We start from the raw sequence: 26,981 nt of genomic DNA on the forward strand, positions 1-26,981 counted from the left end.
CTGCTTCTATATCAACCTGTAATGGAACTAAGCCATCATTGTTTCCCCCATGCAAAAAGGAGCTTATCATTTACAAGATAAGCCCCAGTTAGTTGAATAAATTCTGACTAAACCTTTTCTTACTAGAACAGAGACATTTTCACACTTCTTAATGGAGTAAGTTTCATTGTCTTCCCTTATAAAAACGCAAATAAATGATGAACATCTGTATGTATATGTAAACATAAATGATTCCTAATCCTATGACGAATTCTTTTGGCACTTTAGACTTTTCCAAGGTATGGTCAATTCCTAGCCGAAACGCATATGAACTAGCTTTTCGCAAATGCCAAGGTGAGGTGACGATAACCGCTTTGTTCAGCCCTCTCTCGTGCATGATTTCTCGTGATTTCACCAAATTTTCATAAGTGCCCCTCGCTTTTGTTTCTCGTATGATTTTGCTACCATCCACGCCTAATTCCACTAAGGCTCTTGCCATGATTTCTGCCTCAACATGGTTATTTGCGACAGATGCTCCCGAACAAATAACTACTTCAGCAATTCCAGTGTGATAGAGGTCTTTTGCTTTATTGATTCGCTCTCGCAAAATTGGAGTCATTCTTCCATCCTTTTTTGCGGGATAACCAAGTACAATCATAGCATCTCTTTTTTGCCCATGATTATAACCCGCTTTGTTAAAATGCTTACGAATAAATATAACCCCCACCATAAGGCACATAAAAATTAAGCCTAAAATATACAAGCCTATCATTTAACATATCTCCTCTGACATTCTCTCAATCAATCGACAGATCATATACTTTGTATTGGGTGCACATCGGATTTAATAACAATCATTTGTTGAATTAAACTGCCCGATAATGGAAGAATGGATATAGCCTGTTCAATTAATTGATCTTCAGTTATTACTCCTGATATCTCAACAAGAAAGAGAATTATTCATTTTCCAATTGCCGCCAAAGTTTTTCAATGCACTTTAAAACAGCATCCCTGTTTTTAACACTCTTTATCCATCCTGGAAGTCTGCTCGCAACACTTTGATTTATATTAGGCACACGCTCTCTAACTAACGCACCTACGTAACTTTCTAAAAAAATCAGATGTTCTTTATTATATGCCCAAAGGGTATCACCACAACAATTTGTTGTTAACCACAAATTCAGTCCACCAATCCCTGTAAAATTCCCATAAGATAGAGAAACTAAACTCTTCGCTAACCCACACTTTTCACAAACCAACTTTGGTTCTGTGGTTAGTGGATGACCAATAGTTTTCGCACACTTTTTACAACGCGGACATTCAACAAGAACATAACCAAGGAAGTCTGAAAGATATTCACCTGTATCTTTAAACCTACTCTCGTTCGTCGGCTATCATTCTCCTGTGCTTAATTTCTTTATTTATTATAAATTCTGTTCGACTATTCAACTAAACAACCCATAATATTAATACCAATTATTTCAAAAAATATTCATTCATACAATGATTTTATGTCAGCAAAAAAACACGATAATAAATTATCGCGCCCGAATTAATATATTGCAGTCTTAATTCAAAAGAATTAAAAACATCAATCTAAGTTATAGACAGAATGGATAAATAAACACATATTGCTGTTAATATAAAAAAGATAACAGAAATTCGAAGATTTCTTCTCATTTTTATTCCATAAGCACAAAAAAAGATAGCAGCAGCTAATTTAGAAATGCTTTGTAAATAATCATTATACGAAAAAAATGAACTACTAAAAATAATTGAAGAAAGTAAAGTGGTAATAATCAAAATTTTAAACCACAATGGCTCACTTAGAAAATGTTTAATCATAAATTTTATACGTTGCAATACTGAATAACTCCTTTCTGAAAACGTTTAGTCTAATTAAACATATGGAATTTTTTCTAAAACTTTACTACCCTCGAATGCAAATTCATCCCATTTTAAAAGATTCATTTAAAGGTAATACTTTACTCATTAAATTAATTACCGTTATTCTTCAGCAGGATTCCAAAATTGAATCGTAGTATTGTTCAATAAAATGGCCTTTAATTGGACAAATTGATATATAAAAAAACTGACCTATGCCAATTCATAGGTCAGCTTTGTTGTCATTTAGATAACCTGCACTAGAAAACGGAACCCTCTTTCCTTAGGAGCTAAGGTCCGCTTGTTTTACCTCCCTGCCTTCTTCTCTTCCTCTTTTTTCTTTCTTATCTTCGGCAATCGCACGATCGTGATTTCCCTTCCTTCAAAGAAGTTTCCGATCCTCGTCATGAGGAACGTGACCAGGGTCGCAAAGATCACAATGCCGTAAAATCCCGCTCCAACCCCGATTCCGACTCCCCCGACGTAAAAGATCATCGCGGCGGAAGTAAGTCCTTTCACGCGCAGACCGTCCTTCAGTATTACCCCTGCCCCTAAGAAACCGAGCCCCGATACAATTTGAGCGGCTAGTCGGAAGGGATCCATCATTTTCCCACTGTCCGGTTGACTGAGCATTTCGGCACCTTCAATCGAGACAATGGTGATCAAGGTACAGGCCACTGCCACGTACGTATAGGTTTTTAAACCGGCTGGCTTATTCTTTGATGACCGGTCCCATCCGATGATGAAGCCTAATATCGCACTCACCACAATCCGGAAATAAATATCATGCTGCCAGAAGAAATCCGTTAATCCATCCATGTAATACGCCATGACTCCATCCTCCTTAAATGAAAAAGAGATCTCGCCACAAAACGAATGCATCCTTTCTCCTCTAACAGGGGAAAAAATCATACATATCGCTTCATAGGTGATCTCTTCCACTTTTCCTACCAAGCTTAAATCCAAATATTTTTTTCTATTATACACGAATTCACATCTTATTTCAATATAACATCCGAACATTCTAAATATACAGTAAATTTACTTCTTATTCCATTAAAATACCTTATATTGGAAATAGCCCTTACAGTCCTCCCTCCATTATAAAACCCCATATAAGCATAAGAAATCCTCCAACAAGAATACCAAATACTGAGATTAAGATTGCCTTTGGTTTTCCATTTTTGATTAACAAGGCCGTCACCAACGCTAATACTATTCCAGTAATTAGCACGGTTGTATCTACATACCAACTTACTTTACCTTTCAAAGGTAAAAGCAGAATAAAAGTAACTCCTATCATTCCGATCGGTGCCCAACCTAGATACTTTCTCATTTTACCCTCCTACCAATGCCTATTAACTTGTTTATTAGAAGAAATCCGGCAACTCTAAATTAAATTAGGGCATTTATTTGACCGCTTATTGAAAATAGACAATAGCCAAATTAATTATTGGATCTTCAACTAATGTTGGAAAGTTACTTAATTTTTTTATGCTGATTAATAGCAAGAAGATACACGAGAATCGAAAACAAAATGTTTGATGAAAACGCGATTGCAGACAACATATTTTCAACATTAAAAATGAGCCTAAATGTAATTGCTGCAAGCACACTAACCAGTAAAGGATACGTCATTTTTAATCGCCTATAAAACTTGTGGAAAATCAACCCGAAAACCATAACTAATATCAGCATTATAAATATTTGAAACATCAAAAGTGAGAAAAACTCCATAATCTCACTCCTCCTTTAGTGTAATTTTACACTTAAAGGGTGAATTTATCAAATTATTTTTCCACTATTTACAATCAAACCAATACAACCTTTTTCACAAGAACAAATAAAGCAGTCTAAATCATTTATGATTTAGACTGCTTTTTGTCGTTTATTCTCTCTGAACGGTAACTCATATTCACTCGGGATAGGGGCTATTTATAAAAGTTTGAGTGGCACAATTTAGTTCCACGATCAAATCCCTTTCAAAGCATCCTTATACCGCTGATAATAAGCTTCTACATTATTCAACAGCAACAACTCCGTATACAAGTACACCTTCATATTAAAATCATTAAAATCAATCGTAGTCAGTTCCTGTATTTTTTTAATCCGATAATTCAACGTATTTGGATGAATAAACAGTTCATTCGCCGTCTGTTTCCCTTTCCCATCATTCGCCAGATAAACTTCAAGGGTCTTCAGAAGATCTGTCTGTTTCTTCACATCATTCTTGATCAATACCAACAAATCCTCACTGTAATAATCCTTTGACGTGTTTTTCTCATAGAGCGTCGGCAAGTACCTGTAAATGCCCAATTGAGCAAATTCCCGAGGCATCGATTCTGGACGCGGACTGATGAAGTTAGCCGTTTCAATAACCTCTGATGCTTCCAAGAAGCTCTTTCTCATTTGATATAAAGTCGTGTATTCTTTCCCGATCCCGATAAGGAAGTTGTAGAATTCTTCTTCCCCTGTTTGTTCTTTCACCTTTTCGACGAGATCTCTCGCTAATTCCAGGGAAGAAGACGGTGTGTCTGCTTTGCCGTAAAGAACGAGGATCACCTGGTATTCCGTCCGTAGTGAATAAACCTTTGTGTTGAAGCTGGATTCCTGGACGAGCTTCTCCAGTTGGTCAAGCATTGGTTTATAATCCGACGATGCGATCGAGTACACCGCTACTGTGAACCGTTCCGGCAGGGTTAGCTTCACAAGGGATGCATCATGGCGGAGTTGGCTTTCACTTCCATACTCGTGCTGCAGGAGATGCCACAGTACTTCTTCTTTTCTGTCCTTTTTGATATTGACCTTTGCGTACATATCATTGATCAGGTTTCCAAGGTGTGAGGAAATTTCTTCAAGAAAAGCGAGCTCTTCATTTTCGAGAAGGCGGTTGGATTCCTGAATCCAGATGTATCCCATTGTGTTGCCAAGGTATTTTGCGGCAATGACGACGCGCTGGTGAAATCCTAACTCTTCCATCGCCTGCACCCGGATCGGATCCGTATGTTTCTCAAGCTGGTGAACGATGCCCTCTTTTTTCAGTCGATCGATGATGAAGACCGGACATTTTTTCGTGAGGATCGTCTTTAGCTGTGTTTGATCGAACTTATTAGAAGAGGAACTGTAAGAGATCAGTTCGAAATTTTTGTTTTCTATGATGACGGGATTGCCCAGTTTTGAGCTGATCAATTCCGTCGCTTTATGAATGTCTTCTGTTTGGAGGATGATATCAATGGCTTCCATAGGAATCTTACCTTTCCACGAGTGTTTGTGATTCCTATTATAGCGTTAAATCCCCCAATAAAAAATGAAAAGCTCCCCCGTGTCGGGAGAGCTTTTCGTGTTCGATTTATTCTTCATCCATGAATGGATAAACAATGTCTGTTGTTGGCGCAAAGTTTTCTTTGATGATACGAGGACTGGTCCAGCGAATCATGTTGAAGATAGAACCTGCTTTATCGTTTGTACCTGAACCGCGTGAACCACCGAATGGTTGTTGGTTGATTACCGCACCCGTTGGTTTATCGTTGATGTAGAAGTTACCAGCTGCACCTGAAAGACGTCGTTCTAAGTGCATGATCGCTTCACGATCTTGTGCAAAGATCGCACCCGTTAATGCATACATAGAAGCTGTATCCACTGAAGTCAGTGTTTCTTCTAATTGCTCATTTTCATATACATAAATCGTTAATACCGGTCCGAAAATTTCTTCAGTCATCGTTTTGAAGTTTGGATTCGTTGTAACGATGACAGTCGGTTGAACGAAGTATCCTACAGAATCATCATACGTACCGCCGGCAATGATTTCAGCTTCTTCAGAATCAGCCGCATAATCGATGTAGCTTGTGATGGAATCAAAGGCAGGTTTATCGATAACCGCACCCATGAAGTTCCTGAAGTCTCTGACATCCCCTACTTTAAGCTTCGCCGTTTCTTCTACGACACCATTTTTCACTTCTTCCCACATGCTCGCTGGGATGTAGGCACGTGAAGCTGCTGAACATTTTTGACCTTGGTATTCGAATGCACCACGAACAAGTGCCGCGACTACTTTGTCTGCTTGTGCTGTTTCGTGAGCGAAGACAAAGTCTTTACCGCCTGTTTCCCCAACTAGTCGAGGATATGATTTGTAGTTTGTGATATTTTCCCCTACTGTTTTCCAAATCGTTTGGAACACGCTTGTGGATCCAGTGAAGTGGAATCCGGACATGCGTGGGTCTGTTAAGACAACTTCTGATACTTGTGAACCACGGGATGGAACGAAGTTGATAACGCCTTTAGGCAGGCCAGCTTCTTCCAAGATACGCATGAAGTAGTAGTTTGATAGGATAGCCGTTGTTGCCGGTTTCCATACCACTACGTTCCCCATGATCGCAGGAGCTGATGGCAGGTTACCACCGATCGCTGTAAAGTTAAATGGAGAGATCGCTAGTACGAAACCGTCTAATGCGCGGTATTCTAAACGATTCCAGATATTTTTCATGCTGTCCGGTTGCATTTGATAGATTTGGTTCGCATAATCAACGCCAAAGCGTAAGAAATCAGCTAATTCTTGTGCCGCATCGATTTCTGTTTGGTAGGCTGTTTTGGATTGACCTAACATCGTAGCAGCATTGATGACGTCACGGTATGGACCAGAGATCAAATCAGCTGCTTTCAAGAAGATGGATGCTCTGTGCTGCCAAGGCATATTAGACCATGATTCTTTCGCAGCCATTGCCGCTTCTACTGCATCGCGAAGCTCTTTTTCTCCAGCTTGTGAGAAGTTAGCCAATACATGTTTATGATCATGTGGCATTACCACTTGCTTCACTGTATCTGTCTTGATCTTCTCGCCATTGATGATGACCGGGATCTCAACCTCGATACCAGCTTGACGTTCTAATTCAGCTTTTAACGTTTCTCTTTCTTTCGTACCTGGGGCATATGTATTACCAGGCTCATTTGTAGGTTTTGGGATGTTGTAAACTCCGTTACTCATTCTATTCACGTTCCTTTCTGATTTCATTCTGTCTGGATGTTACTTGCTAAAGATACCTTTTAATGCGAATGCGATGTTTGCCGGCCGTTCTGCCAGCCTTCGCATGAAATACCCGAACCAGTCCTCGCCATATGGCAGGTAAATGCGGACGGTATATCCTTTTTCTAACAATTCGGATTGCAGTTGGTTCCGCATTCCGTAAAGCATTTGGAACTCGAAGCGGTCATTCGGAATATTGTGTTCTTTCACTAATCCGATGGTGAAATCGATGATCGCTTCATCATGGCTTGCGATCGCTGTATAATGGCCGTTCAAGAGCTGTTTCTTGATGAGATGTTTTAGATTGTCATCCACCTTCTTCTTCTCCTGGAACGCCACTTTACCCGATTCATTATATGCACCCTTCACAAGCCTCAAATAAGGGGAACACTCATTGAGATCATCCACATCCTTCTCTGAAACATAGAGATAAGATTGGATTACCGTCCCCACATTGTCGTACTTTAGACAGAGCTTCTTGTAAACGTCAAGGATGGCATGGCACCTCGAGGAATCCTCCATATCGAGAGTGACCGTGATTCCGCTTTCTTTCGCCTTCTCCAGAATCAACTCCATACTTTCCATGACAAGATCTTGACTGATATCCAATCCCAGGGAAGTCAGCTTCACAGAGATCTCAGTCTCCAGCCCATGATAGGCAATGGCACTGATACTCTCGATACATCGTTGGACATTCTCCCGCACCACCTCTGTGGAATCGACGAACTCTCCAAGATGATCGACTGTAACCTGGAATCCCTCTTCGTTCAACTGCGTAATCAATGGAATCGCCTGCGCAAAGGTTTCTCCCCCTACAAGCTTATTAGCCCCAAATCTTGACCCCCACCGTTTGGCCATCTTATCCAACGCCTTATTGTGAGAAAGAAACAAGAAAAAACGCTTACTGATTGCTTCCATGATTACAACACCTCCTTATAGTGACTGTTACCTCAAGACTGGAGTGGTTAAACGAAGAAATGTAAATCTTAAGAAAATTATAGCTGGAAAAGTGGCTGGGAAACAACGTGCTCAGGACACAAATATATGTGGGTTGAGTTATGGTGGAAGCACAAAAGGGATGTGTTGGATGCGGAATGAATGGAAAAAAACAACGAGTTTCGAGAATACGCTCGTTGTTTTGTTAACGTTCAGTTCGAGGGCAGTGGTTATCTGCCAAATTTATGGTTTATCTGCCATTTTGACGATTTACGTGCCATATTTTTCTTTTATCTGCCGTTATCTCATTTTATCTGCCATATTTTCTATTTATCTGCCATTCTACAAAATCTGACAAACACACACCACTAGAATGGTTACCATCAGATCACTTATGGCCACAATAAACCTATTCTCCCTTTCATAACATCCAAGACTTTTTCTGGAATTTGCCTTATCTTAATATCTTCTCCCAGGAACATGAGCCAATTGGTCATTTCTTTTACTTCTTCAGGCTTATTCACATTGATAAAAGTCTTTAGGACAGCTGTACTATGATATGGATTCGTATAAGATATCGACACTTTTTTAGGATGGTATTTTTTGAACTGAGCAATCGCTCCCGGTCCGAGTTCGATGACTAGGTTGATGACGTCTTCCTGTTTTTTCAGTTTGTCCAGGATCTCTTGTTCACTAGTCCTTTTTTTATTCGGGTAGGGCTCTACATCGGTGAGCTGATCGACTGACAAGATCTGTTTCCTTTCATTATCCAAATGAAACCCTTCAATATGCCAATGACTTTTTTCCCGATAAAGCTGCAAGAGATAAATGGGATATGTTTGTTTCCCCTTTTCTTCTTCGATGGTCACCGATAGATATCGATCCAATAGCAAGGTTTGAATCAGCTTATCCAACATGGGATGGGGAAGGTCTGAAAGGTCAAGAATGTCAGGGTTATGAGGATTGGTCCCTTCAAAAAGCAAGATCTGATTTAACAGAACGAGGGTATCTTGTTGATGTTCTGAAATGAGACTGAGGAGTTTTTCTGTCAAGGACTGGCGGCTTTTTAAATAGGGAAGCTGAAGATTTCTTGTCGCCATAAACGCGATAAAAAGGGCTTTGACCTCATTATCCGTAAAACGGACCTCGGGTAGGACAGAGTTGTGCATGACAAAATAGCCACCATCTCTTCCTACTTCAGAGACAAGCGGCATCCCCATGGACTCAATTTCCCTGATATCCCTCATCGCCGTCGACCGTGAAATGTCAAACTCCCGCATGATTTCAGAAATCGTAAAGTGGGCACGATTATTGATATAACGCATGATCACGTTAATCCGTTCAACTTTTTTCATGGGGACCTCCTAAACAGTATCACTTTTTGACACAATTTAACGTTAGTATATACATATCAAGTGTTGAAGACAACAAATGAATGAAAAGGCAGGTTTTGAACATGACAAATTATATGTTAGAAGAAAAAGACTCCTTTACCGTTGTGGGTGTGGGAACTGAATTGAAGAGCCATTACACGGACATGGCCGGCTTAAACAAGGAAAAATCAGATTTTTGGAAAGAAATCAGTCATGATGGAACACTTGACACGTTAAAATCCATCGCTTCGAATGACTACATTTTTGCCGTGAATGAAGCCATAAATGGGAAGATGATGCATCATGGTGGAGTCATGGCAGAAGCATCGGCTGCACCAGATGAAGCCAAAGCCATACAATTTCTCAAAGGACCTTATTTGATTGTAAAAGGAGAAGGAAATACGGCAGAAGAATTGGATCACACGGTTTCCGGCATTGCATTCGGACGTGTCCTGCCGGAAGCAAAGGACTTTGCCTATGTTGGAGGGCCGAATACAGTGGTTGAGATGGGGCAGCGAAACGGAATGGTGTATGGAGAAATGTGGATTCCTGTCGTGATGAAATAAAATGGAACAAGGAGAACTGAACATGTCTTATACGGTGGATTTTAAAAATGTGTCTACGATTGGTTTAGAATCATCGCCTGTAGCAGAAGCACTGGCCGGGTTACGTGCACATGAAGCCCGCTATTTTATGAACAAATACAAGTATGAGTTTACCGTTGTACCGGCCAGCGAAAGTCAGGAGACACTCGATTATGTAAACCGAATCTTAAAAGAAGAACGTGATATCGATATTGCTGCCAAGCCATTAGAAACATCGCGCTTTCAAGTGGAAAACATCCAATTCACCTACGTCTTTTATGAAGATGGTCTTGCAGTCAATGTGATGTATACCGTTGATGATCCAAAGAAACGTGCGGTTGGATTTAAACTCTCAGAAGGAATGGATGTACCGAAAGAGGTCGAGGAAAAGTTCAAATTTGCGAGGCAGAAGTCTAAACTGGCTGGCACCATTCGGGGATCTTATTTTGTTATTAAGGGAGAGTATTAGAATAAATATATGGTGTGTCAATGGGGACGGTAGCGCAAAGCGTGAGTCCCCACTTCTCATTATTCGAAGAACCATGATCATCTTCTAGCCATTCTACTATTTACTGCAATTTGTGCACTAACAAGGACAATCAGCGAAACATTGAACACCCAAACATTTAGCCTCTCAATAAAGAAACTAAAGAGTATGGTGGTGATCCCCATGATCATAATAAAGATTCCATTTACTTTCCCAAATGCCTCTTCATTCTTAATGCTGCCTTCCACGTATCCAGCAACAATTTTATAGCATCTTTTTTTCCACACCAATAAACCTAAAATGATTATGAATAATCCTAATGAAGCCAATATCACTTGAGCAACAATCATTCGTTCACATCCTTATAAGTAGGAATATCATTGGGGTGACACCGTTTCATTAAACCAAATCAATTACCCCAATATCGGCAACACCGTAGAATCCTTAATCTCCCTCAACGCCAAACTCGTCTGAATCTTCGTAATCCCCATCTCATTCAACCTTCTAATAAAGAGCTCCAGTCCCTTGCGATCCTTACAGGCCACTTTAAGAAGATAATCATATTCCCCGGTCAAACAATGACATTCCAGAACCTCTTCCATTGATTCCAATGTCTCCTCCACTGCTTCCAACTTCTCCGTCCGGTGTTCATTCGTACTCATAAACACGAAGCATAGTAAATCAAATCCAAGCTTTTCATGATTTAGAATGGCTACCTGCTTCTTGATATACCCTTCCGTTTCCAACCGCTTGATTCGAGCGTGTACGGCCGGTGCGGATAAATTGACCCGCTTTGATAGTTCAAGATTGCTTAGCTGCCCGTCTTTTTGCAGCAAATCCAACAGCTGAAGATCCATTTGGTCCAATACTCTGCTTACAATCGATTCCATGATTCAACCACCCTTTTCAATTGTTCCAAAAACCAACGGTAAAACTATGTATAAATGAATTTTTATAATCTAATATTCTATAATACTTTTAATTATTTCGATTAATACCCATTATACAATAAGTTCTTTTGTAAACTTAAGAAAATGTTAAAATTATTCTTATAGTAAATGTCATTGTGCACAGTGGCTCTTCGAAAAGGGGCTAAATGACGTGAAATATTATTATCTATTGTTACTGACCAGTTTTCTCTGGGGAGGTAATTTCATCGTGGGGAAAACGCTTGTAGAGCATGCTTCCCCGGGAACGTTGACGATATTGAGATGGGCGATCGCCATCGTCTGCCTGTTTCCGATTGTCTGGTGGAAAGAAAAGAAGCTCGTTCCACCGGTGCGATCGATTCTGCCATTATGCTTAATGGGGCTGACAGGGGTGGCCCTCTTTCAGGCACTTCAATTCTTGGCATTGGAAAGAACCTCTGCCACCAATGTAGGACTGATTTCCACGTTAAATATGTTTTCGATCGCCGGAATTTCCTTTATATTTCTGAAGGAAAAGATGAACGCCTTTCAGCTGTCTTCTATGTTCATATCACTCTTTGGCGTGTTGCTTGTCCTGTCCAAAGGAAACATGGAGATGGTCTATTCCCTCCAGTTTAATGACGGGGATCTGTATATGCTGGCTGCGGTTGTGATGTGGGGATTCTATTCCGTTTGCAGTAAATGGGCGATGAAGAGCGTCACACCGATGATGTCGATTCTTTATTCAGGGGTATTCGGACTTCTTATCCTGCTTCCTTTTAATCTTCATGATTTCCGTGTGACCAATGTCGATGCTTCATTCGTGCAGTCAATCCTGTATACGGGTGTGATATCCACGGTTGTTTGCATGGTGCTTTGGAATGTCGGGGTGAATAAGCTGGGGCCGAGTACATCGGGATTATTCTTGAACTTTAATCCTGTCTTCACTGCTTTGTTGGCGTTTGTCTTTTTGGGAGAGAAGATGAATGGGTTACAGGCTCTTGGGAGTGTGATTGTTTTGGCAGGATGTGTGTTGTTTTCGCTATTGAAGACGAAGCCTCGCATCTTTCAAGAGGTTCCTTCCAGCATGATTTCAAGTAAAACTGTAAAGACTTCATAGAAAGAAGCAGTGCCGACTAAATGGCACTGCTTTTTTTCATACCGAATAAGTGAATTTCAGCGGGTTTCGAATTGGTAGTGGAATATTCTAAAAACAAATTATTTAATACGTACAAATGGCGTCAGTTCATTCCCTTTTTGATTTCCCCATTTAGAAAAGTATTTCAACATTCATTTATTAAACCCCTATATAAATATACATAGAAATATTAAAAATTAAATTTACCAAGCTTTTGATATTTTATTATCACCCAGTATGCTTCTTCTTCACTAATCTGAGCTTTTTGTGCATCCTCTTTTGAAAGTTCAAACGTAATATCACGAGATACAGATCCACCACTGTCAGTCGTAAAAAAATATTTACCATCTTTCTCATGAATAACTATTCCATAATCTGAGAATATCTCCCTCATTTAAATATCTCCTTACTTGAATCATTCGGTTAAAACCATTTTATTCAATGGAGTCTGATCAACTGTTGCTACCTATTCCACTTTCACCCAAAACGAATTCTGAAAAACCGTTTGAAATCCTGCTTTAAGCATATTCTGATGACTTGCCGTTCCGAACTCTACATCTGTATACAACTTTGTTAATCCCATTTCCTTTGCCGTTTGAATTCGATGGTGAATCAACGCCTTTTGAGCTCCCTTTCCTCTGTGCGAAGGGAATGTAAAATCATTTGCCAGATACCCTTCCTCTCCCCGGATAAAAAGTGAGCCCATTCCGATTGTATCTTCACCAATATAAGCTATGTAATTATGAAAATCCGGACGAACGAAATACGTTGCTTTCCGTTCCATTATCTCTTCGTCTGATGTCATTCCAGTTGATTCTGCGATAAGATGGAGAAACTTCCTTACATTGTCCCCGGTTACTTTTACAAGATTAATATCCCCACTCTCATATTCTCTAACCTGAGGCTGCATCTCCAAGAATACCAATTGTTCAGCGCAATAGAATCCCTTGCCTGTTAAAGCTTGAGCGACTTCCATGTTCAATTGATCAGGCCTCATATCGAAACAAGGAGTGAGTTGTTCGGAAGCGTATATTTCTAGAATTTCATCTGTTTTATCCAGATCATTCTTTCCGAATCCCTTTATACGATTGTAATAGATGGAACCTGGTGATGCAGGGTCGATTAGCAATGTACAGTCGCCCACTTGTTTGGTTTGTAGGTTTTTATCCACACTGGAAAGGGCTCTTTCAGAGTTGAATCTCGTTAAAGCCAACTCTATTTCGTTAATTCTATCAACTTCCACTTTTAAATCGAACGTCATTTTATTGAATCCACTCCTATTATTTTTAATCATCTATACTAACTAAATCAGCAATCATTTCTCTATTCGTCTTCAACAAACTCTCCGGAAGATCATTTCGAATGCTCTTCAATCCAAAATAAAATGTATCGTAAGTATCTTGAAGCAAACTTTCCTGAAATTTTATTTCTTTATCCGTAAGACTGTCGACCAATTCTTCAATAAAGGAAACCTGTGTCATCATATCGACGGCACCCAGGTGAAATACTCCCTTCAGTTTATGAAGGATGATGTATTTCAGCTGTTTGGCCAGCCATTCTTCAGTGAGATGATTACACTCCAGATTGCTGAATACTTCGATGGAGCCCTTCTCAATCCCACTTTTAATTTGGTCCAGCCTTGGAGACTTCTTTCCCCATATTTGTGGAATACGGATCATAACGGCACGTTCCTCTAACATTTCCTGCAACATAATTTCACATTCCACTTTGAACTGTCCATAAGGAGATGAAGCGCTAGGAGTGTCTTCTTCCGAATGGTGCTTTGTAAAATCCCCATCAAACACGTTGGCCGTGGAAAAGAAATAAAGTGTGCTATCAGCATTTTCGATTTCCAGTGCAAGCTCCCTGTGGAATATAAGCTGTTGCTCGAAATCACCTCTTAGGCATGAGATGATGACATCGGGTCTAATGGATAGGATCAATTCTTTCATCTTTCCTCTATCGCTGATGTCTAATTGAAATTGTTTTTCTTCGGGAAGATCTACCGGTCTGGTTGCATACGTTCCATATATATCATAGGAATCTTTGCACTCTTCCATTAACGCTTTCCCTACTAATCCACTTGCGCCGAAGATGAGCAGTCTTTTCATATCGAATCCCTCCAGTTGTCGTTCATGCTTTCTCCCAGAATATAATGTGAAAACCACATCACATTCTGCTTCATAATTGCCACATTCATCCCTGGTTGGTTAGGACTATAGGCCATTCCTCTTAAGATGATGAACTCTGTATCCACTTCCATATCCTTCAACCCTTGATATAACTCATATGCATTAGAAATTGGGACTCTTGCATCCATTTCTCCATGCTGTATCAAGGTTGGAGTACAGGCTGATTGAATATAGTTCATGGGCGAAGTTTTTGCATATACCTCTGGATCATTCCATGGAGTATCTCCTAGATGCATTCTAATAAAATAGGGTATATCGGTATTCACATAATGACTTCTCCAATTCGTTATTGCGCCGCCGACTGAAGCCGCTTTAAAACGATCACTATAGATTGAACAGAAGGCTGAAATAAATCCTCCCTGACTCCATCCCATGATCCCTACCCGTTCCTTATCTGCCATTCCCCTGTCAACGAGTGCATCCACTCCGTATATCACATCCTGGTAGTCACCGAGTCCAAAGTTTCTGTGGTTTGCTTTTAAAAAGTCATTGCCATATCCTGAGCTTCCTCTGTAGTTTGGTTCTAGGACGATAAAGCCTTTTTCTATAAACTGCTCCACAGGATATTTTTCGTTGAAGCAGCCTGAATGGACGGGAAAGGATGCCCACCCTGGACCGCCATGGATGAGTACTATTAAAGGGTATTTCTTATGTGGATCAAAGTCTGCCGGGGTCGTTAAAACTCCTTCTATTTCAAGGTCATCACTGCTTTTCCATGAGATGACTTCCCTGTTACTTTTACACTTGCCTTTGAAGGCGTTATTTTCATCTGTTACCTTTTGATCTTCCACATAGATTTCAAAGGTTTCATTTGGTTTGGCTTTACAATATGCTAGATGAATTCCATCCCTCGTTATGGATGCATCATGTACAAAGCCATCTTCATTTCCGCTTAGCATTTCCACGGTGCCATTTTCAAGTAGTAACCCGATGCGATAATTCGTTTTGTCTTGCCACTTCATGAAAATCCCTTTAGAAGTCCATCGGATGGGTGTAACGGTACTATCAAAATCTGATAGAGGTTGAATGAACTCTCCAGTTTTCAGATCATAGATTTCTAGTGTGTTGTCTTGTATATGGGTTTTATAATACTCTTTTTCCCTTATGCTGGCTGTGTAACAGATTTGACTGCCGTCGGGAGAAATGCAGACGCTCCCTCCTAACAGCTTATCGATATTTAATTTTTGCAGCTCGTCCGTTTCAACATCGAGCATGTATAGATCTCTATTAAAAATATCTTCCGCATTCGGGCTTGGTGCAGTCAGTAATACAACCTTTTTTCCATCGTTTGAAATATCAAATTCAAGTATATGAAATTCCTGACCGGCCGTTAGTGGTTGCGCTTTTTGGATGGAATCGTTGATTTCAATGTAATACAAACAGTGATTCCGGTATTCTTTGCCTACGTGATGGAAATCTCCATAGGACTCCCTGCGTTTGTTGATTTCTACCGATTCCTTTGACTGCGCAATGTAATAAAAACCTTTGCTGGAAGGTTGCCATTTGAAGTGACTGACTCCTTCATTTTCATTCGTTATTTGAATACTGCAAGTGCCGTCCAATGAACGAACAAAGATCTGATTTTTCTTATCAACTGAACGAAGATAAGCGACTTGTCTGGAATCCGGAGACCATGATGGGGCTGTCCCTTCACCGATTAAGGAACATTGATTCTTCCTTTTTTCATAGATCCAAATGTGATTTCGATATGTATTGTCTTGCCAGTCAGCTGTGTTTTTGACGAAGGCTATGTTTTGGCCGTCTTCGCTTATGGTTGTGCCTGATAAGGTGGGTAGTGAGATAAGTTCTTCTATACTTAGGTACTTTTCTTTAAGACTATTCATTCCTAAACTCCTTAGTCTTTATTGGTATTGACAATAACTTCAACAAAAAGAGCATCAATCCCTGCATAGATCAATGCTCCCGTTAGCTTAATAGATAGATGGACTATAGAATGAGGCAGCCTCCTGCAAAATAAATCAACTTATAATTTGTTAATACCATTTCTCCCTTTTCTAATTTGAAGAATGATGTAATTTAAAACCATCAGGAAGGTTACCGCAATAGCCATAACGTACCAAATGTCTGTTGAAATACGAATGAACATACCATCATCGTTAAAATGTGCAATGTAGAGATCAAGAACACCAATTGTTTGAGCTGTTATAAGTGCATACCCCGTCACACTGCTAAAAATCAAAATCATGAAAGCTAAGCAAATGGAAATCGAAATGGTACAAGATTTAACAAAAGTACTTGTCACTAACATCCACTCCCTGAATCAAATTTTAATGAAGGTATCCTCTACAAAAAATTCTCTCATTTCCTTCACAACCACTTCAGTTTGATCCCAGTGCAACATATGAGAAGCGTCTTCCACCTTTCTAATTTCCATCTGAGAAGACCTCTTCACAGCTTCAAGTAATGTGTCATTGATAATAGTAAACTCTTGGGGTAATGTAGCCACCAGTAACAATATTTTATCCCCTAATTGGCTATATATCTTGTTAATAGGTGAATGAGCCATGGACTTAATAACTGAAGCGGCAACATCAGAGTCAACGATTAGCTTTACTTTCCCATCCACTTCTTTAACATAGTCCTTTGAAGCCAATTTTTTATATTCATTCCAATCGATGTATGATTTGGCTTCTTCATTGTAAAAGGCTTCATAGCTCGGATATTCAAAAGAGTGAAAGGATTCTGCAGTGTATTGGATCTCCTTTTCTACACTGTTAATGTTAGGCCATTTCCATCCTGGCTTAGATGCTAAATCGTCTACAATTTGATAAAAATGATCCTTCGTTGTGTAGCCTCCATCGAGTAACAATGTCTTCATTACAGATGATTCATACTCTTTCATAAAATGAAGGGCTATATCTGCTCCGTATGAATGTGCCAGAAAAGAAAATTTCCCTACATTCATTTTCTCGAGAATGCGATACAACCAAGTTGTCATATTCACCATTTCATATTCTACTTCGGTTGCAAACTTATCACTTTTTCCATGACCCGGGAGATCAATTGAAATAACCCTATATTCATCTTTTAATTTCTCACCCAGTTCTATGAAACTCAAACTTGTATTTCCTAATCCGTGTAGACAAACAATGGTCGGCGAATGATCTTCACCCCACACATGACCTCTTACACGGTAGTTATCGATTGATAGAAATATTTCCTTCATAATGGCACCTCTTATCATTTTTATAAATTGATATATGTAACGAGCAAATTCCAAAGTGAGTGGGCTATGATTGGTACCCAAATATTATTAAATCTGATTGCAAGAACTCCTAACCCCACCCCTAACCAGATGATTTGTAAAGGATCCGTGTGTAGTAGTGCAAAAGTAATTGAAGAAATAATAAGCATGACAACCCTTAATCGATTTGAGGGAACCAGGATCAAAAGTCCTCTATACAGAATTTCTTCTTGGATTGGAACGATGAGGCAAACATTGAGTAAAAGAAAAAACAAATGAAGTGTGGAGAGCTGAGGCAATCTTATTAGTCCAAACGTATCTTCAAAGCCTATTGAAGTCTGCTTTAAGAAAGTCACACAGACCAGGGTGACCGTGATCCAAACATACATCTTTTTATCTTTCAATATATCGAGACTGAATACCTTTTCGTATTTTTTCCTATAGATAAGTATCAGGATCATAAAAAAGATTAGGACCAAGAGTCGGTTTTCCAACTTAAACATTAATGCTCTCGGAATACCTTGGATAAAATAAAAATAATCTGGTAATTTAGTACTTTCCAATAAAAAAGCGATTAGGAATATAGTTAAAAACATGAATGTTTTTTTAAACACCAGCAGTTCCTCCCTGATTCCCTCTCTTAAATTTCAAACCGTGTTTAATGATAAGTTTATCATAATAGGAAATTTTTAGTAATTAAATACTTCCTTCCTATTATCCCTTTTTATATTCCCCTTCTAGCTTAGTATCCATATTCTGTTCAAAGTCTTTGTACCCTTAGTAGGAATGGAACAAAGTCCTATCTTCTATAACTTCAGGAATAACAGATAGAAATTATTTACTTTTATGTTAGCATATTGAAATTGAGGAGGGGATAGGAGAGAATTGTTTCGTTTTACATGGCATGGAGAGTCAAAATAGTTTAGGAGGATGGTAGAAATGAAATCACGTTATTTCAAGTTAGTTCTTGTCGCAATGCTTTTTGGGGGAACAGGATTTTTCAGTACGGGTAAAGCGTCTGCAACTACACCTACCTTTCAAATGCCTTTTCCTTGTGGACAAGTGTGGGAAGGCCAGACTAGGACCAATCACAGTCCATTGAATGCGGTAGACTTCAATCGGTCTAATGATCAAGGGGATACTGTCGTTGCTTCTTCCTCAGGTACGGTTGTGAAGGTCAAAGATCTGGGAAGTTCAAGCTATGGAAAATATATCGTGATTGACCATGGTGGCGGCTGGACCACATTATATGCTCATTTGAATTCATTCAGCATTTCTAGTGGACAAAAGGTTTCTCAAGGTCAAAAGATCGGAACAGTCGGTGCGACAGGAAATGTTACTGGGGCTCATCTCCATTTTGAACAACTGTATAATGGTTCCCCACAAAAAATTAAATTTAACGGTTCACAAATCACCTATTATGGATCGAAGAACTATACGAGTAAAAATTCATGCACTTCTGAAGGCGTAAAGGGAACGGTCCATACTGATTCTGGCGCTCCTCTAAATATCCGATCAGGTCCAGGTACAAATTATAATGTCGTAGGTTCAGTATCAGATGGAGCGACCGTCACAATCTCCTGTCAAAAACGCGGTGAAACAGTAACAGGTAAATACGGGACAAGTAATTTATGGAATTATATTGGAGATGGTTACATATCCGACACCTATGTCTATACAGGGTCAGATGGACAAGTAGCCCCAACCTGTTCCGAGTAGAATTCTACTAGTTTAAAAGAAAGAGAGGTATCACGATGAAACATCTAAAAATCAAAGCGATCCTAACGATCGCCATCGCTTCTTTTCTGCTTTTTTCTACAAACGCCCTTGCCGTCCAGTATTATACGATCTCCACCAACAGCGGCGCTCCCATCAATATGAGAAGCGGACCGGGAACAAACTATCCTGTCATGCTTTCCATTCCAAGCGGTTCGAGGGTTCCATACTATTGTTATAAATATGGAACGACCGTGACAGGAAAATACGGAACGAGTAATATATGGGATCAAATCGAATGGAGAGACTCACGAGGCGTCATGAATATCGGCTATGTATCAGACACCTATGTGTACACCGGGTCAGATGGTCCGGTGGGAATCAAGTGCGACTAGTTTCCCATTAACCAAAAGTTAAGTCATAGGAGCCCCTGAACTTTTAGGAGTTACAGGGGCTCATTTAATATAAGTTGGATAAAGCGATGTCTATTGTACTATCTTCTGCTTGGAAATTGGAACGAATTGAGTGAGGTATGCTGGGCGGAGGAGTGAGGAGAATGTCGAGGTGACGACACTCTGGCTGCTTCAAAATGTGTAAAAAATGGACTCGGGTATACCTCTCCATTTATGTTCGGATTAGCTGACACCTCTACTTTGTCACACTTCTTCAACTGAAGGATTCCAGTTACCGTCGTCCCTAAACCATCAAAAGAAAACAAACCTTTAGGAAGAATGTTTTGTCCTGCCAGAGCCACCTCATCATTTACATTGATTGTTAGGTTGACGACGAAGTCCTGAGGAGCAACATCCTCTCCAGGGAAAAATAATGTAGAGGCCGTAATTACATACACTCCACCATGTTTTGGGATAAATACAGAATTCTCTCGATCATATTCATTGTTTAAATCAAAGACCACTTTCGGAAACTCCAGCTTCTGTCCTGTGAATCCAGCTACACTCTGGGAGTCTTCAGCTATAGCCCTGAATGCCGAACAAATATGCTCACAATGTCGTTTACTGCATTTTTTATCCATCATCAAATTCCTCCTTTCTTCCTTTTAGCTTTGAGAATATGAATATCCCCTTTCTTACCGTATATCCCCATACTATATAGTATTTGATAGAATTCATTATGTTTCAGCTATTGTCCTAGCATTTTGCTGATTATTGCTCTAATCGGAACATTTTTCGATACGAATAGTTGATTCATCTAATCAAAAAAACATTTTATAGCATATAAATACTAGAGACTTGAAATGACAAATAGAGAGGTGATGAAATCAAATGTCTGAGTTAACGTCAATCGAAAAATTATTGTTAAACACAACCCCCGGAACCTTAATGAACCGTATCATCATTAACGGAAGTTTAGTCGAAATCAGGAATTTCATATCATTCAATTCAACAGAAAGTGTCGCCATATTCACCCCAACGACCGCTCCTGAATATTTAGTGGTGAACTCCAAAACCATCGAAGCCATTGTATATTGTCAGCCAGAACCAAACCATGATCATGGATGATGGATTAGGAATATTCTATAATTCATAAAGAATAAGACCACTTCTCTATTCCGAGAAGTGGTCTTATATTATATCTACTAAACTGCTCTCCTAGGACAGAACATTCAGATATCCTCTTACCTTCTATTCAAACCTTACCCTTCTCAATCCAACCAGTAAAAATACAACCGCAAACCCAAGCAGGACCCCAACCGGTGCAGCGATATCAGAAATCCCGCCGCCTCTTACCGTCAACTCAGCAAACCCCTCCATTCCCCAATACTGCGGAAGGAACTTCGCAACGTTCTGAATCGCTTCCGGCATAATTTCGACCGGCCAGTAAACGCCGGCAAGCATGCAGGTGGAGATGATGATCAGGTTCCCGAAGACCGATTGTTGTTCTGACGTTTTGACGAAACCGGCGATGAAGAGGCCGAGTCCAATGGTGCAGAGAAGCAGGCTTGAAACGAGAATCATGTTGGCGAACGTGTTCCCCCATTCGATGTGAAAGATCTTCTGAGACAGCGTCATCAGGATCCCGAACTGGATCCAGCCGATAAGGAAAAAGGCCAGCATGTATCCACATAATAGTTCGACCTTGGTGGCAGGTGTCGACATCATCCGGTACCAGACACCGTTTTGTCGTGCTTCGAGAAGGATTCCGGTACTGGATAGCATGGCAATCATCACGAACATGATCGTGAAACCGGCAGAGCGTGCTGTCAGATTGTTCATCGTTTGGAGGTCTTCATTCTTGGTAACCGAGACGGTTTCAACGGCTGCTGGTAAAGTTTTCAATTCATCTGAGATTTTCTCCTGGATGGCAGCAGGATTCTCTCCCGTAGCATCTTGATAAAATCCGGCGGCCGTTGTACTGATCTTCAGCTTTACGAGGCTGTCATTGATGAGTTGCTCGACAAGTGCTGCCCCTTCGAAGGATGGAGAGGACACAAAGACGACTTCAGGTGTTTCCTGGTTTAGCAATGTCTCTTCAAGTCCTTGTTCCACTCGTATATATCCTGTGATTTCCTGATGATCGAATTTCTCTGCAACGGACTTTCCATTTTCCACTTTAAATGTGAAAGTGTCGGTTGCTTTCATTTCATTGATCAATTCCTGAGATAAACCGGTCTGGTCCTCATCGACCACCGAAATCTCCGGTTTATATTCCCCATTTCCCGTTACGGCCCCGCCGAAGATGAAGGTGAATAATAGGGGCATTCCGAAAAGAAGCAGAAGTGTCCGGCGTTTTTGAAAGAGTCGTTTGATTTCAAAGCGGGCTATGCTGATGATTTTCCTCATTCTATTTCTCTCCTTATCTAAGCTTTAATTTCAGTGAACCGATCCACAGTGCAGCTATGCCGCTCAGTATGAGTACGGTGACAGGCAGAATAAGCGCATCCCACGAGGTTCCCTTCATGATGTCAAGCATGCCGCCAAGTGCCCATTTATTTGGAGCGATGCCCGCAACTTTCTGTAAGGTTTCTGGAAACGAAGCTAGGGGGATCATGGAACCTCCGAGGAGAGCGAGAACCTGAACGCCAATTCCCCCGATGGAGTCGACCGTCTTTTCTTCAGTCATAAAACCGGCAAGCATCATTGCTAGACCCGAAACCGAAAAAGAGTAAGCGAGGCCCATCAGAACGAGCTGCGCTACATTACTGCCCCAGTTCACTCCGAATAAAAAGTGGGTGGCGATAACAAACACCGTGAACTGAAGGATAGTGAACGAAAGAGTTCCGAGGAACTTCCCTCCTATGATGGATGAATGACGGATAGGACTGATCATCAACCTTGCCAATGTGTCAGTATTCCGCTCCTGAATGATCGTTTTAGCACCCATGGTGGTGTTGAACAGAATGAACATGGCTCCCATGGCGGCTGCATAATACTGCATGCCGGAAAGGGGCTCCTTGCCATCTTTTTCAGAGACGACCCCGTTTGCCTCACTATCTGCAATCGCTGTAAGTTTTTCTGAAAGATCCTTCATGGTACCGGAAAGATCGATATTCTGATTGGAAACTGGTACAGACGACGTCAGTTCTTCCCCTACTGTCCTTGTTGCAGCCGATACGGTGGTCACCCGATTGGTAAAGGATTCGGCGATGGTGGAAAGGATGGAGAATGGAAGGTCTTTGCCAGGATCTTTGAACATTTTAATCGGTTGATTTTCCCCTTTTAACAGTCCCTCTCCCCAACGGTCTGGAAATACAAGGCCAGCATCCACCTTCCCCTCCTCGATGGCGTTACGTAAGTCTGCTTCTGTTTTAAACTTCTTTAAGGTGATGCTTTCCTTCAATTCTTTTCCCTGGAGAGTGTCATGAAGAAATTGGTCTGTCAGTTCATCTTGTGACGTCACAACGACACCTGCAGTCAGTTCGGGAAGCGATCCATTTTCACTGAACACCCCGCTTAAGGCAGAACCGAGGATGGCTGTCAGGATAATCGGCATGAGTAATAGTGTGATAAAGGACTTGCGATCTTTGAGACGGATTTTGATATCTTTCCATGCTATGGTGAACAGGCTCATTTCTTTCTCCTCCTAATCCCGTAACGTTCGTCCTGTCAGCTGCAGGAAAAGCGTCTCAAGATTTGATTCTTTGATTTCAACGGATTCGATCTTCAATCCCGCATGGACGGCAGTCGTGATGATGGATGCCATGGCTTCCTGCGGGTTCGGCGTAAACACCTCGATGATTCCGGTATCTTGTTGAAAAGTCACTTGCCCGTTTTCCACATTATTTTTCAGAGCTTTCATCGCGTCATCCGATAAACTTTCGACCTTCATTTGGATGAAGCTGCTTCCCGTGAGTCGGCTGCACAATTCCGCCTTCGTCCCAAGGGCGATTACTTCTCCGTGATCGATGATGCCGACGCGGTTACATAGGAACTCGACTTCCTCCATGTAATGACTCGTGTAGATGATAGTCATACCTTTTTCATTCAATGCTTTGACTGTCTCTAAGATATGATTTCGAGACTGTGGATCGATTCCCACCGTCGGTTCATCCATGATCAACAGCTCCGGTTCATGCATTAAGGCAGCACCGATATTGATTCTCCGCTTCATCCCGCCTGAGAAGGTTTCAATGCGGTCCTTTCCCCGATCCTTCAATCCTACGATGTCGAGTACTTCCTCCACTCGCTTCTTTGCCTGTGCTCCGGTCAGACCGTACATTTTTCCCCAGAACAGCAGATTATCCCTCGCGGACATGGTTGGGTAGAGGGCGATTTCCTGAGGGACTACTCCGACTTTCTTTTTAATCAGCACAGGAAATTGTTTCACCGATTGACTCGCCACCAGTACTTCCCCCTGATCGTACGGCACAAGTCCACAAATCATCGAAATCGTCGTTGATTTTCCTGCTCCATTCGGTCCAAGCAGTCCGAACGACTCGCCCTTTTCGATCGTAAAGGAAACGTTCTTCACGACCTCTTTTTTCCCATAGCTTTTCTTCAGATCTTTCACCTCTAACATATCTCCACACCCTTTTTTCTTTGACTATACTTAAAGTATAGCGGGGATCTCCTCTTTCCAAATCCCTCCAGCGATAGAAATAGAACATAAAAAAATACAGCTTTGATAGCTGTATTTCATAGGAGTACTATGCTGAAAGTCATGGTTCAATAATCCGTAATGTGATATCGGACGGCAAAGATGGCCGCCTGGGTCCGGTCCCTCAGCTGAAGCTTGCTGATAAGGTTGGAGACATGATTCTTTACCGTGCCTTCTGAAATATACAGTTCCCCCGCAATCTCCTTGTTGTTCAGTCCGAGACCGAGTTTATTCAGTACCTCCAGCTCCCGTTCCGTCAGTTCCTTCACAATTTCCGGTACTGTGTTGATTTGTTCTGTGGACTGCTTCCTTCTCATTTCCCTCACGATATCCCCTGTTAGTTCTTTCGGGAGCACCATGCCACCTGATTGAACCGTCATGATCGCCTGAACGATGGCATCCGTCGGCATATCTTTCAGTAAGTATCCGCTCGCTCCTTCTTCTAACGCTTCAAAAATGAGCTCACTGTCATTGAAGGTGGTGAGCATGAGCACCTTGATGTCCGGATAGGTGGTTGTGATGAGCTTCGTCCCTTCCACTCCGCTCGCGATTGGCATTCGTATGTCCATCAGGACGATATCCGGACGGAGTTCTCCCGCTTTCTCAAAAGCTTCCTTCCCATTAGACGCGACCCCAGTCACATCGATTTCTTTTCTTAGATCTAATATCGTCGCAAGTCCGTCCCTCATTAATTCCTGATCATCAACGATTAAAATTCTGACCATTTATGATCCCCCCATCTGCCATTTCATCTCTATCAGCGGTACCGCTGCTTTCACAAGGAACCCTTCTTTCGTGCTTTCAAATACGGTGTTCCCTCCATGTTCATGGATCCTGTCCCTCATATGCTTCAAGCCAAATCCGGGATGGATTTCCCCTGAACCTTTTCCGTCATCCTTAATACTGATTTCTACGATAGATTCCGAGACTTCGAGGATGACGCTGCATTCTTTCGCCTGTCCGTGCCGGACGGCATTGGTGATCGATTCCTGTATGACGCGGGTCAGGTCTAGTTGTACGGAGATCGGTATCGCCATGACGTCCCCTTTGACGGTGAAGCCGGATACAAGTCCGGTCATCTTCTGATAATCCTCCAGCATCTTTCTTATCGTCGTGACAAAGGATTTCGGCTGATCGTGATCTTTCAAGGTCCTTACCGACAGGCGTATTTCCTGAAGGGACTCCCTCGCCAAATCTTCACAGAGCTGGATCTTCTGTTTGCTCATATCAGGGCGGGATTCCATCAGCTCCTTCGCTACCTGAAGCTGAACGAGGAGTGCGGTCATCTTGTGACCGACCGTATCATGGATTTCCCCGGAAATCCGGTTTCGTTCACGGATGAGGGTCAACTCCTCCACCTGTTTTGAGTAGTGATGTAATTGCTCATGAGCGGAGGTTAGCGCTGTATGGGTTTCCTGCAGTTCGCCGTACTGGGTTTCAATTTTTGCACGTGCATGAAAAAGTCTATAGATAAGGCGACCGACGACTGCCTCAAACACGATTAAGCTAAAGTTAATGAGGTTTTCCATGAGGGAAAAGGTGCCAGTAACTTTATAAATATAGTACATAGAACCTGCCCAAATGATGAAAAAGGCTATAGAGAATGCCCAAAGTATCCGTCTGTTTTCAGTAAATAAGAACAGCGTCACTGTACTTACCCCGAACAGGATCAGGTAAAGGGACGACGCTGGATAAAAAAAGACGAATCCTGTAATTAAGATGAAATCAAAGGCAAGTGGAAGTGGATAATATGTATGTTTCCGTATGTATAAAAGCAAAAAATGATTTAGGATGAACCCGGTTATCCCTATGATTACATAGATCATTTGTGCATTTGTAGGTGCTTCTACAGAAGAATAATAGATGTAACTGATCATGGTGAGCATGACCAAGCGGAGAATGCTTAAGAAAGTGAGTTTCATGGAATCACCTCTTTCTGGAATATGAGTAAGAATATATTTCCATTATAAGCTTAGTTTGCTGGTTTGATAAGGATGAACTTGGGTATTGGTGATAGAATGCAGCGTTTGAAATACAACATTTTGAGTATAAAATCTTTAGTCTAATAAGGGGGTGTTTTTATGAATCGCTGGTACTTTCCATTTATTGTTGGAATCATTGTGTATGTGGTCTTATCCTTGATTGGACATTATGAGGTGACTTTCATTCTGAGCTTGAGTGGTGGAATTACGTTGGGATTTTTTCTTATGTATTGGCTTAATAGGTGGAGGGGCAAGAGGGTAAGGTGACATTGTAGCTATGGGGTATTAGTGAAAAATGGTTATAAATGGAAAATGACGCAATTATCGGGAAAACGACGCAATTAATTAAAAAATGACGCAATCATGCCCGGAAATGACGCAATTAATCGCTGTCTCTTCCTCGCTTCAATAAAAAAGACGTTAAAAAAGAGCCCCCTGCCCATAACCAGTTTGAAATTCTTGGCTCACCAAGGAATATAGATCTGTTTCAACCTTAATTTCATTAATTTTTCAACAAACAGT

Annotated in this window: 29 protein-coding genes; 6 read left to right on the top strand and 23 right to left on the bottom strand. The window is 41.0% G+C overall.

Features of this window, described 5'->3' with window-relative positions:
- Nucleotides 1-163: 163 nt before the first annotated feature.
- From ACIGG7_RS08810 to ACIGG7_RS08845, 8 genes are all read right to left on the bottom strand, one after another.
- Nucleotides 164-751 carry a YdcF family protein gene (locus ACIGG7_RS08810; protein ID WP_397549499.1) on the bottom strand — a complete coding sequence of 196 codons (588 nt, stop codon included), beginning with the start codon at nt 749-751 and terminating at the stop codon, nt 164-166.
- Nucleotides 752-935: 184 nt separating this feature from the next.
- Nucleotides 936-1,157, bottom strand: coding sequence for a hypothetical protein (locus tag ACIGG7_RS08815; RefSeq protein WP_397549500.1), 222 nt, complete (start codon nt 1,155-1,157; stop codon nt 936-938).
- 1,012 nt (nt 1,158-2,169) lie between these two features.
- Nucleotides 2,170-2,682: an MgtC/SapB family protein gene (locus ACIGG7_RS08820; protein WP_397549683.1), complete on the bottom strand. Its 513-nt coding sequence runs from the start codon at nt 2,680-2,682 to the stop codon at nt 2,170-2,172.
- Between the two features lie 265 nt (nt 2,683-2,947).
- Complete coding sequence (locus tag ACIGG7_RS08825) at nt 2,948-3,199, bottom strand: hypothetical protein (protein WP_397549501.1); 252 nt, start codon at nt 3,197-3,199, stop codon at nt 2,948-2,950.
- A 635-nt stretch (nt 3,200-3,834) separates the two neighbouring features.
- Nucleotides 3,835-5,106 carry a PucR family transcriptional regulator gene (locus tag ACIGG7_RS08830; protein WP_397549502.1) on the bottom strand — a complete coding sequence of 424 codons (1,272 nt, stop codon included), beginning with the start codon at nt 5,104-5,106 and terminating at the stop codon, nt 3,835-3,837.
- 106 nt (nt 5,107-5,212) lie between these two features.
- Complete coding sequence (pruA, locus tag ACIGG7_RS08835; RefSeq protein ID WP_397549503.1) at nt 5,213-6,844, bottom strand: L-glutamate gamma-semialdehyde dehydrogenase; 1,632 nt, start codon at nt 6,842-6,844, stop codon at nt 5,213-5,215.
- A 39-nt stretch (nt 6,845-6,883) separates the two neighbouring features.
- Entirely contained in the window at nt 6,884-7,801 is a 918-nt protein-coding gene (locus ACIGG7_RS08840) for a proline dehydrogenase family protein (protein WP_224939676.1), read from the bottom strand.
- Nucleotides 7,802-8,211: 410 nt separating this feature from the next.
- Complete coding sequence (locus ACIGG7_RS08845) at nt 8,212-9,174, bottom strand: helix-turn-helix transcriptional regulator (protein WP_397549504.1); 963 nt, start codon at nt 9,172-9,174, stop codon at nt 8,212-8,214.
- 101 nt (nt 9,175-9,275) lie between these two features.
- Between ACIGG7_RS08845 and ACIGG7_RS08850 the strand changes: the two genes are divergently transcribed.
- Together ACIGG7_RS08850 and ACIGG7_RS08855 are read left to right on the top strand one after the other, a co-directional pair.
- Nucleotides 9,276-9,758 carry a GyrI-like domain-containing protein gene (locus tag ACIGG7_RS08850; RefSeq protein WP_397549505.1) on the top strand — a complete coding sequence of 161 codons (483 nt, stop codon included), beginning with the start codon at nt 9,276-9,278 and terminating at the stop codon, nt 9,756-9,758.
- Between the two features lie 22 nt (nt 9,759-9,780).
- Nucleotides 9,781-10,245, top strand: a complete 465-nt coding sequence (locus ACIGG7_RS08855; protein ID WP_397549506.1) for a phage tail protein — start codon at nt 9,781-9,783, stop codon at nt 10,243-10,245.
- Nucleotides 10,246-10,322: 77 nt separating this feature from the next.
- Here ACIGG7_RS08855 and ACIGG7_RS08860 read toward each other — a convergent pair whose 3' ends face one another.
- The gene (locus ACIGG7_RS08860; RefSeq protein WP_397549507.1) at nt 10,323-10,613 is read right to left on the bottom strand and encodes a DUF3784 domain-containing protein; all 291 of its coding nucleotides are present in this window, start codon (nt 10,611-10,613) and stop codon (nt 10,323-10,325) included.
- 63 nt (nt 10,614-10,676) lie between these two features.
- Nucleotides 10,677-11,153: an Lrp/AsnC family transcriptional regulator gene (locus ACIGG7_RS08865; protein WP_397549508.1), complete on the bottom strand. Its 477-nt coding sequence runs from the start codon at nt 11,151-11,153 to the stop codon at nt 10,677-10,679.
- A 211-nt stretch (nt 11,154-11,364) separates the two neighbouring features.
- Between ACIGG7_RS08865 and ACIGG7_RS08870 the strand changes: the two genes are divergently transcribed.
- Nucleotides 11,365-12,291, top strand: coding sequence for a DMT family transporter (locus ACIGG7_RS08870; RefSeq protein WP_397549509.1), 927 nt, complete (start codon nt 11,365-11,367; stop codon nt 12,289-12,291).
- 208 nt (nt 12,292-12,499) lie between these two features.
- On the opposite strand, the gene ACIGG7_RS08875 is transcribed toward ACIGG7_RS08870, so the two are convergent.
- The 7 genes from ACIGG7_RS08875 to ACIGG7_RS08905 form a co-directional block, all read right to left on the bottom strand.
- Nucleotides 12,500-12,703: a hypothetical protein gene (locus ACIGG7_RS08875; protein WP_397549510.1), complete on the bottom strand. Its 204-nt coding sequence runs from the start codon at nt 12,701-12,703 to the stop codon at nt 12,500-12,502.
- Between the two features lie 72 nt (nt 12,704-12,775).
- Nucleotides 12,776-13,570: a GNAT family N-acetyltransferase gene (locus tag ACIGG7_RS08880; protein WP_397549511.1), complete on the bottom strand. Its 795-nt coding sequence runs from the start codon at nt 13,568-13,570 to the stop codon at nt 12,776-12,778.
- 25 nt (nt 13,571-13,595) lie between these two features.
- Nucleotides 13,596-14,420, bottom strand: coding sequence for a sugar nucleotide-binding protein (locus tag ACIGG7_RS08885; protein ID WP_397549512.1), 825 nt, complete (start codon nt 14,418-14,420; stop codon nt 13,596-13,598).
- On the bottom strand, nt 14,417-16,345 hold the full coding sequence (locus tag ACIGG7_RS08890) for a S9 family peptidase (protein WP_397549513.1): 1,929 nt from the start codon (nt 16,343-16,345) through the stop codon (nt 14,417-14,419). The genes ACIGG7_RS08885 and ACIGG7_RS08890 overlap by 4 nt, the downstream gene beginning before the upstream one ends.
- Before the next feature lie 140 nt (nt 16,346-16,485).
- The gene (locus tag ACIGG7_RS08895) at nt 16,486-16,764 is read right to left on the bottom strand and encodes a hypothetical protein (protein ID WP_397549514.1); all 279 of its coding nucleotides are present in this window, start codon (nt 16,762-16,764) and stop codon (nt 16,486-16,488) included.
- Nucleotides 16,765-16,782: 18 nt separating this feature from the next.
- Entirely contained in the window at nt 16,783-17,688 is a 906-nt protein-coding gene (locus ACIGG7_RS08900) for an alpha/beta hydrolase (RefSeq protein ID WP_397549515.1), read from the bottom strand.
- 20 nt (nt 17,689-17,708) lie between these two features.
- Nucleotides 17,709-18,320, bottom strand: a complete 612-nt coding sequence (locus tag ACIGG7_RS08905) for a CPBP family intramembrane glutamic endopeptidase (protein WP_397549516.1) — start codon at nt 18,318-18,320, stop codon at nt 17,709-17,711.
- Between the two features lie 325 nt (nt 18,321-18,645).
- Here ACIGG7_RS08905 and ACIGG7_RS08910 point away from each other — a divergent pair, with 325 nt between their 5' ends.
- Complete coding sequence (locus ACIGG7_RS08910; RefSeq protein ID WP_397549517.1) at nt 18,646-19,425, top strand: peptidoglycan DD-metalloendopeptidase family protein; 780 nt, start codon at nt 18,646-18,648, stop codon at nt 19,423-19,425.
- Between the two features lie 35 nt (nt 19,426-19,460).
- Complete coding sequence (locus ACIGG7_RS08915) at nt 19,461-19,817, top strand: SH3 domain-containing protein (protein WP_224939653.1); 357 nt, start codon at nt 19,461-19,463, stop codon at nt 19,815-19,817.
- 98 nt (nt 19,818-19,915) lie between these two features.
- Here the strand turns inward: ACIGG7_RS08915 and ACIGG7_RS08920 are convergent, their stop codons facing one another.
- Entirely contained in the window at nt 19,916-20,458 is a 543-nt protein-coding gene (locus ACIGG7_RS08920) for a hypothetical protein (RefSeq protein ID WP_397549518.1), read from the bottom strand.
- A gap of 247 nt (nt 20,459-20,705) precedes the next feature.
- Between ACIGG7_RS08920 and ACIGG7_RS08925 the strand changes: the two genes are divergently transcribed.
- Complete coding sequence (locus ACIGG7_RS08925; protein WP_224939651.1) at nt 20,706-20,942, top strand: hypothetical protein; 237 nt, start codon at nt 20,706-20,708, stop codon at nt 20,940-20,942.
- A gap of 123 nt (nt 20,943-21,065) precedes the next feature.
- Here ACIGG7_RS08925 and ACIGG7_RS08930 read toward each other — a convergent pair whose 3' ends face one another.
- The 5 genes from ACIGG7_RS08930 to ACIGG7_RS08950 all read right to left on the bottom strand — a co-directional run bounded on the left by ACIGG7_RS08930 (nt 21,066) and on the right by ACIGG7_RS08950 (nt 26,399).
- Complete coding sequence (locus ACIGG7_RS08930) at nt 21,066-22,223, bottom strand: ABC transporter permease (RefSeq protein WP_397549519.1); 1,158 nt, start codon at nt 22,221-22,223, stop codon at nt 21,066-21,068.
- Between the two features lie 13 nt (nt 22,224-22,236).
- Nucleotides 22,237-23,451: an ABC transporter permease gene (locus tag ACIGG7_RS08935; RefSeq protein WP_397549520.1), complete on the bottom strand. Its 1,215-nt coding sequence runs from the start codon at nt 23,449-23,451 to the stop codon at nt 22,237-22,239.
- Between the two features lie 12 nt (nt 23,452-23,463).
- On the bottom strand, nt 23,464-24,399 hold the full coding sequence (locus ACIGG7_RS08940; protein ID WP_397549521.1) for an ABC transporter ATP-binding protein: 936 nt from the start codon (nt 24,397-24,399) through the stop codon (nt 23,464-23,466).
- Between the two features lie 146 nt (nt 24,400-24,545).
- Nucleotides 24,546-25,202 carry a response regulator gene (locus ACIGG7_RS08945; RefSeq protein WP_397549522.1) on the bottom strand — a complete coding sequence of 219 codons (657 nt, stop codon included), beginning with the start codon at nt 25,200-25,202 and terminating at the stop codon, nt 24,546-24,548.
- A complete protein-coding gene (locus ACIGG7_RS08950; protein WP_397549523.1) occupies nt 25,203-26,399 on the bottom strand; it encodes a sensor histidine kinase in 1,197 nt (398 codons plus the stop codon). It abuts the gene before it with no gap.
- Between the last annotated feature and the right edge of the window lie 582 nt (nt 26,400-26,981).

The organism is Rossellomorea sp. NPDC077527, from assembly GCF_044542955.1.
Taxonomy (GTDB): domain Bacteria; phylum Bacillota; class Bacilli; order Bacillales; family Bacillaceae_B; genus Rossellomorea; species Rossellomorea aquimaris_E.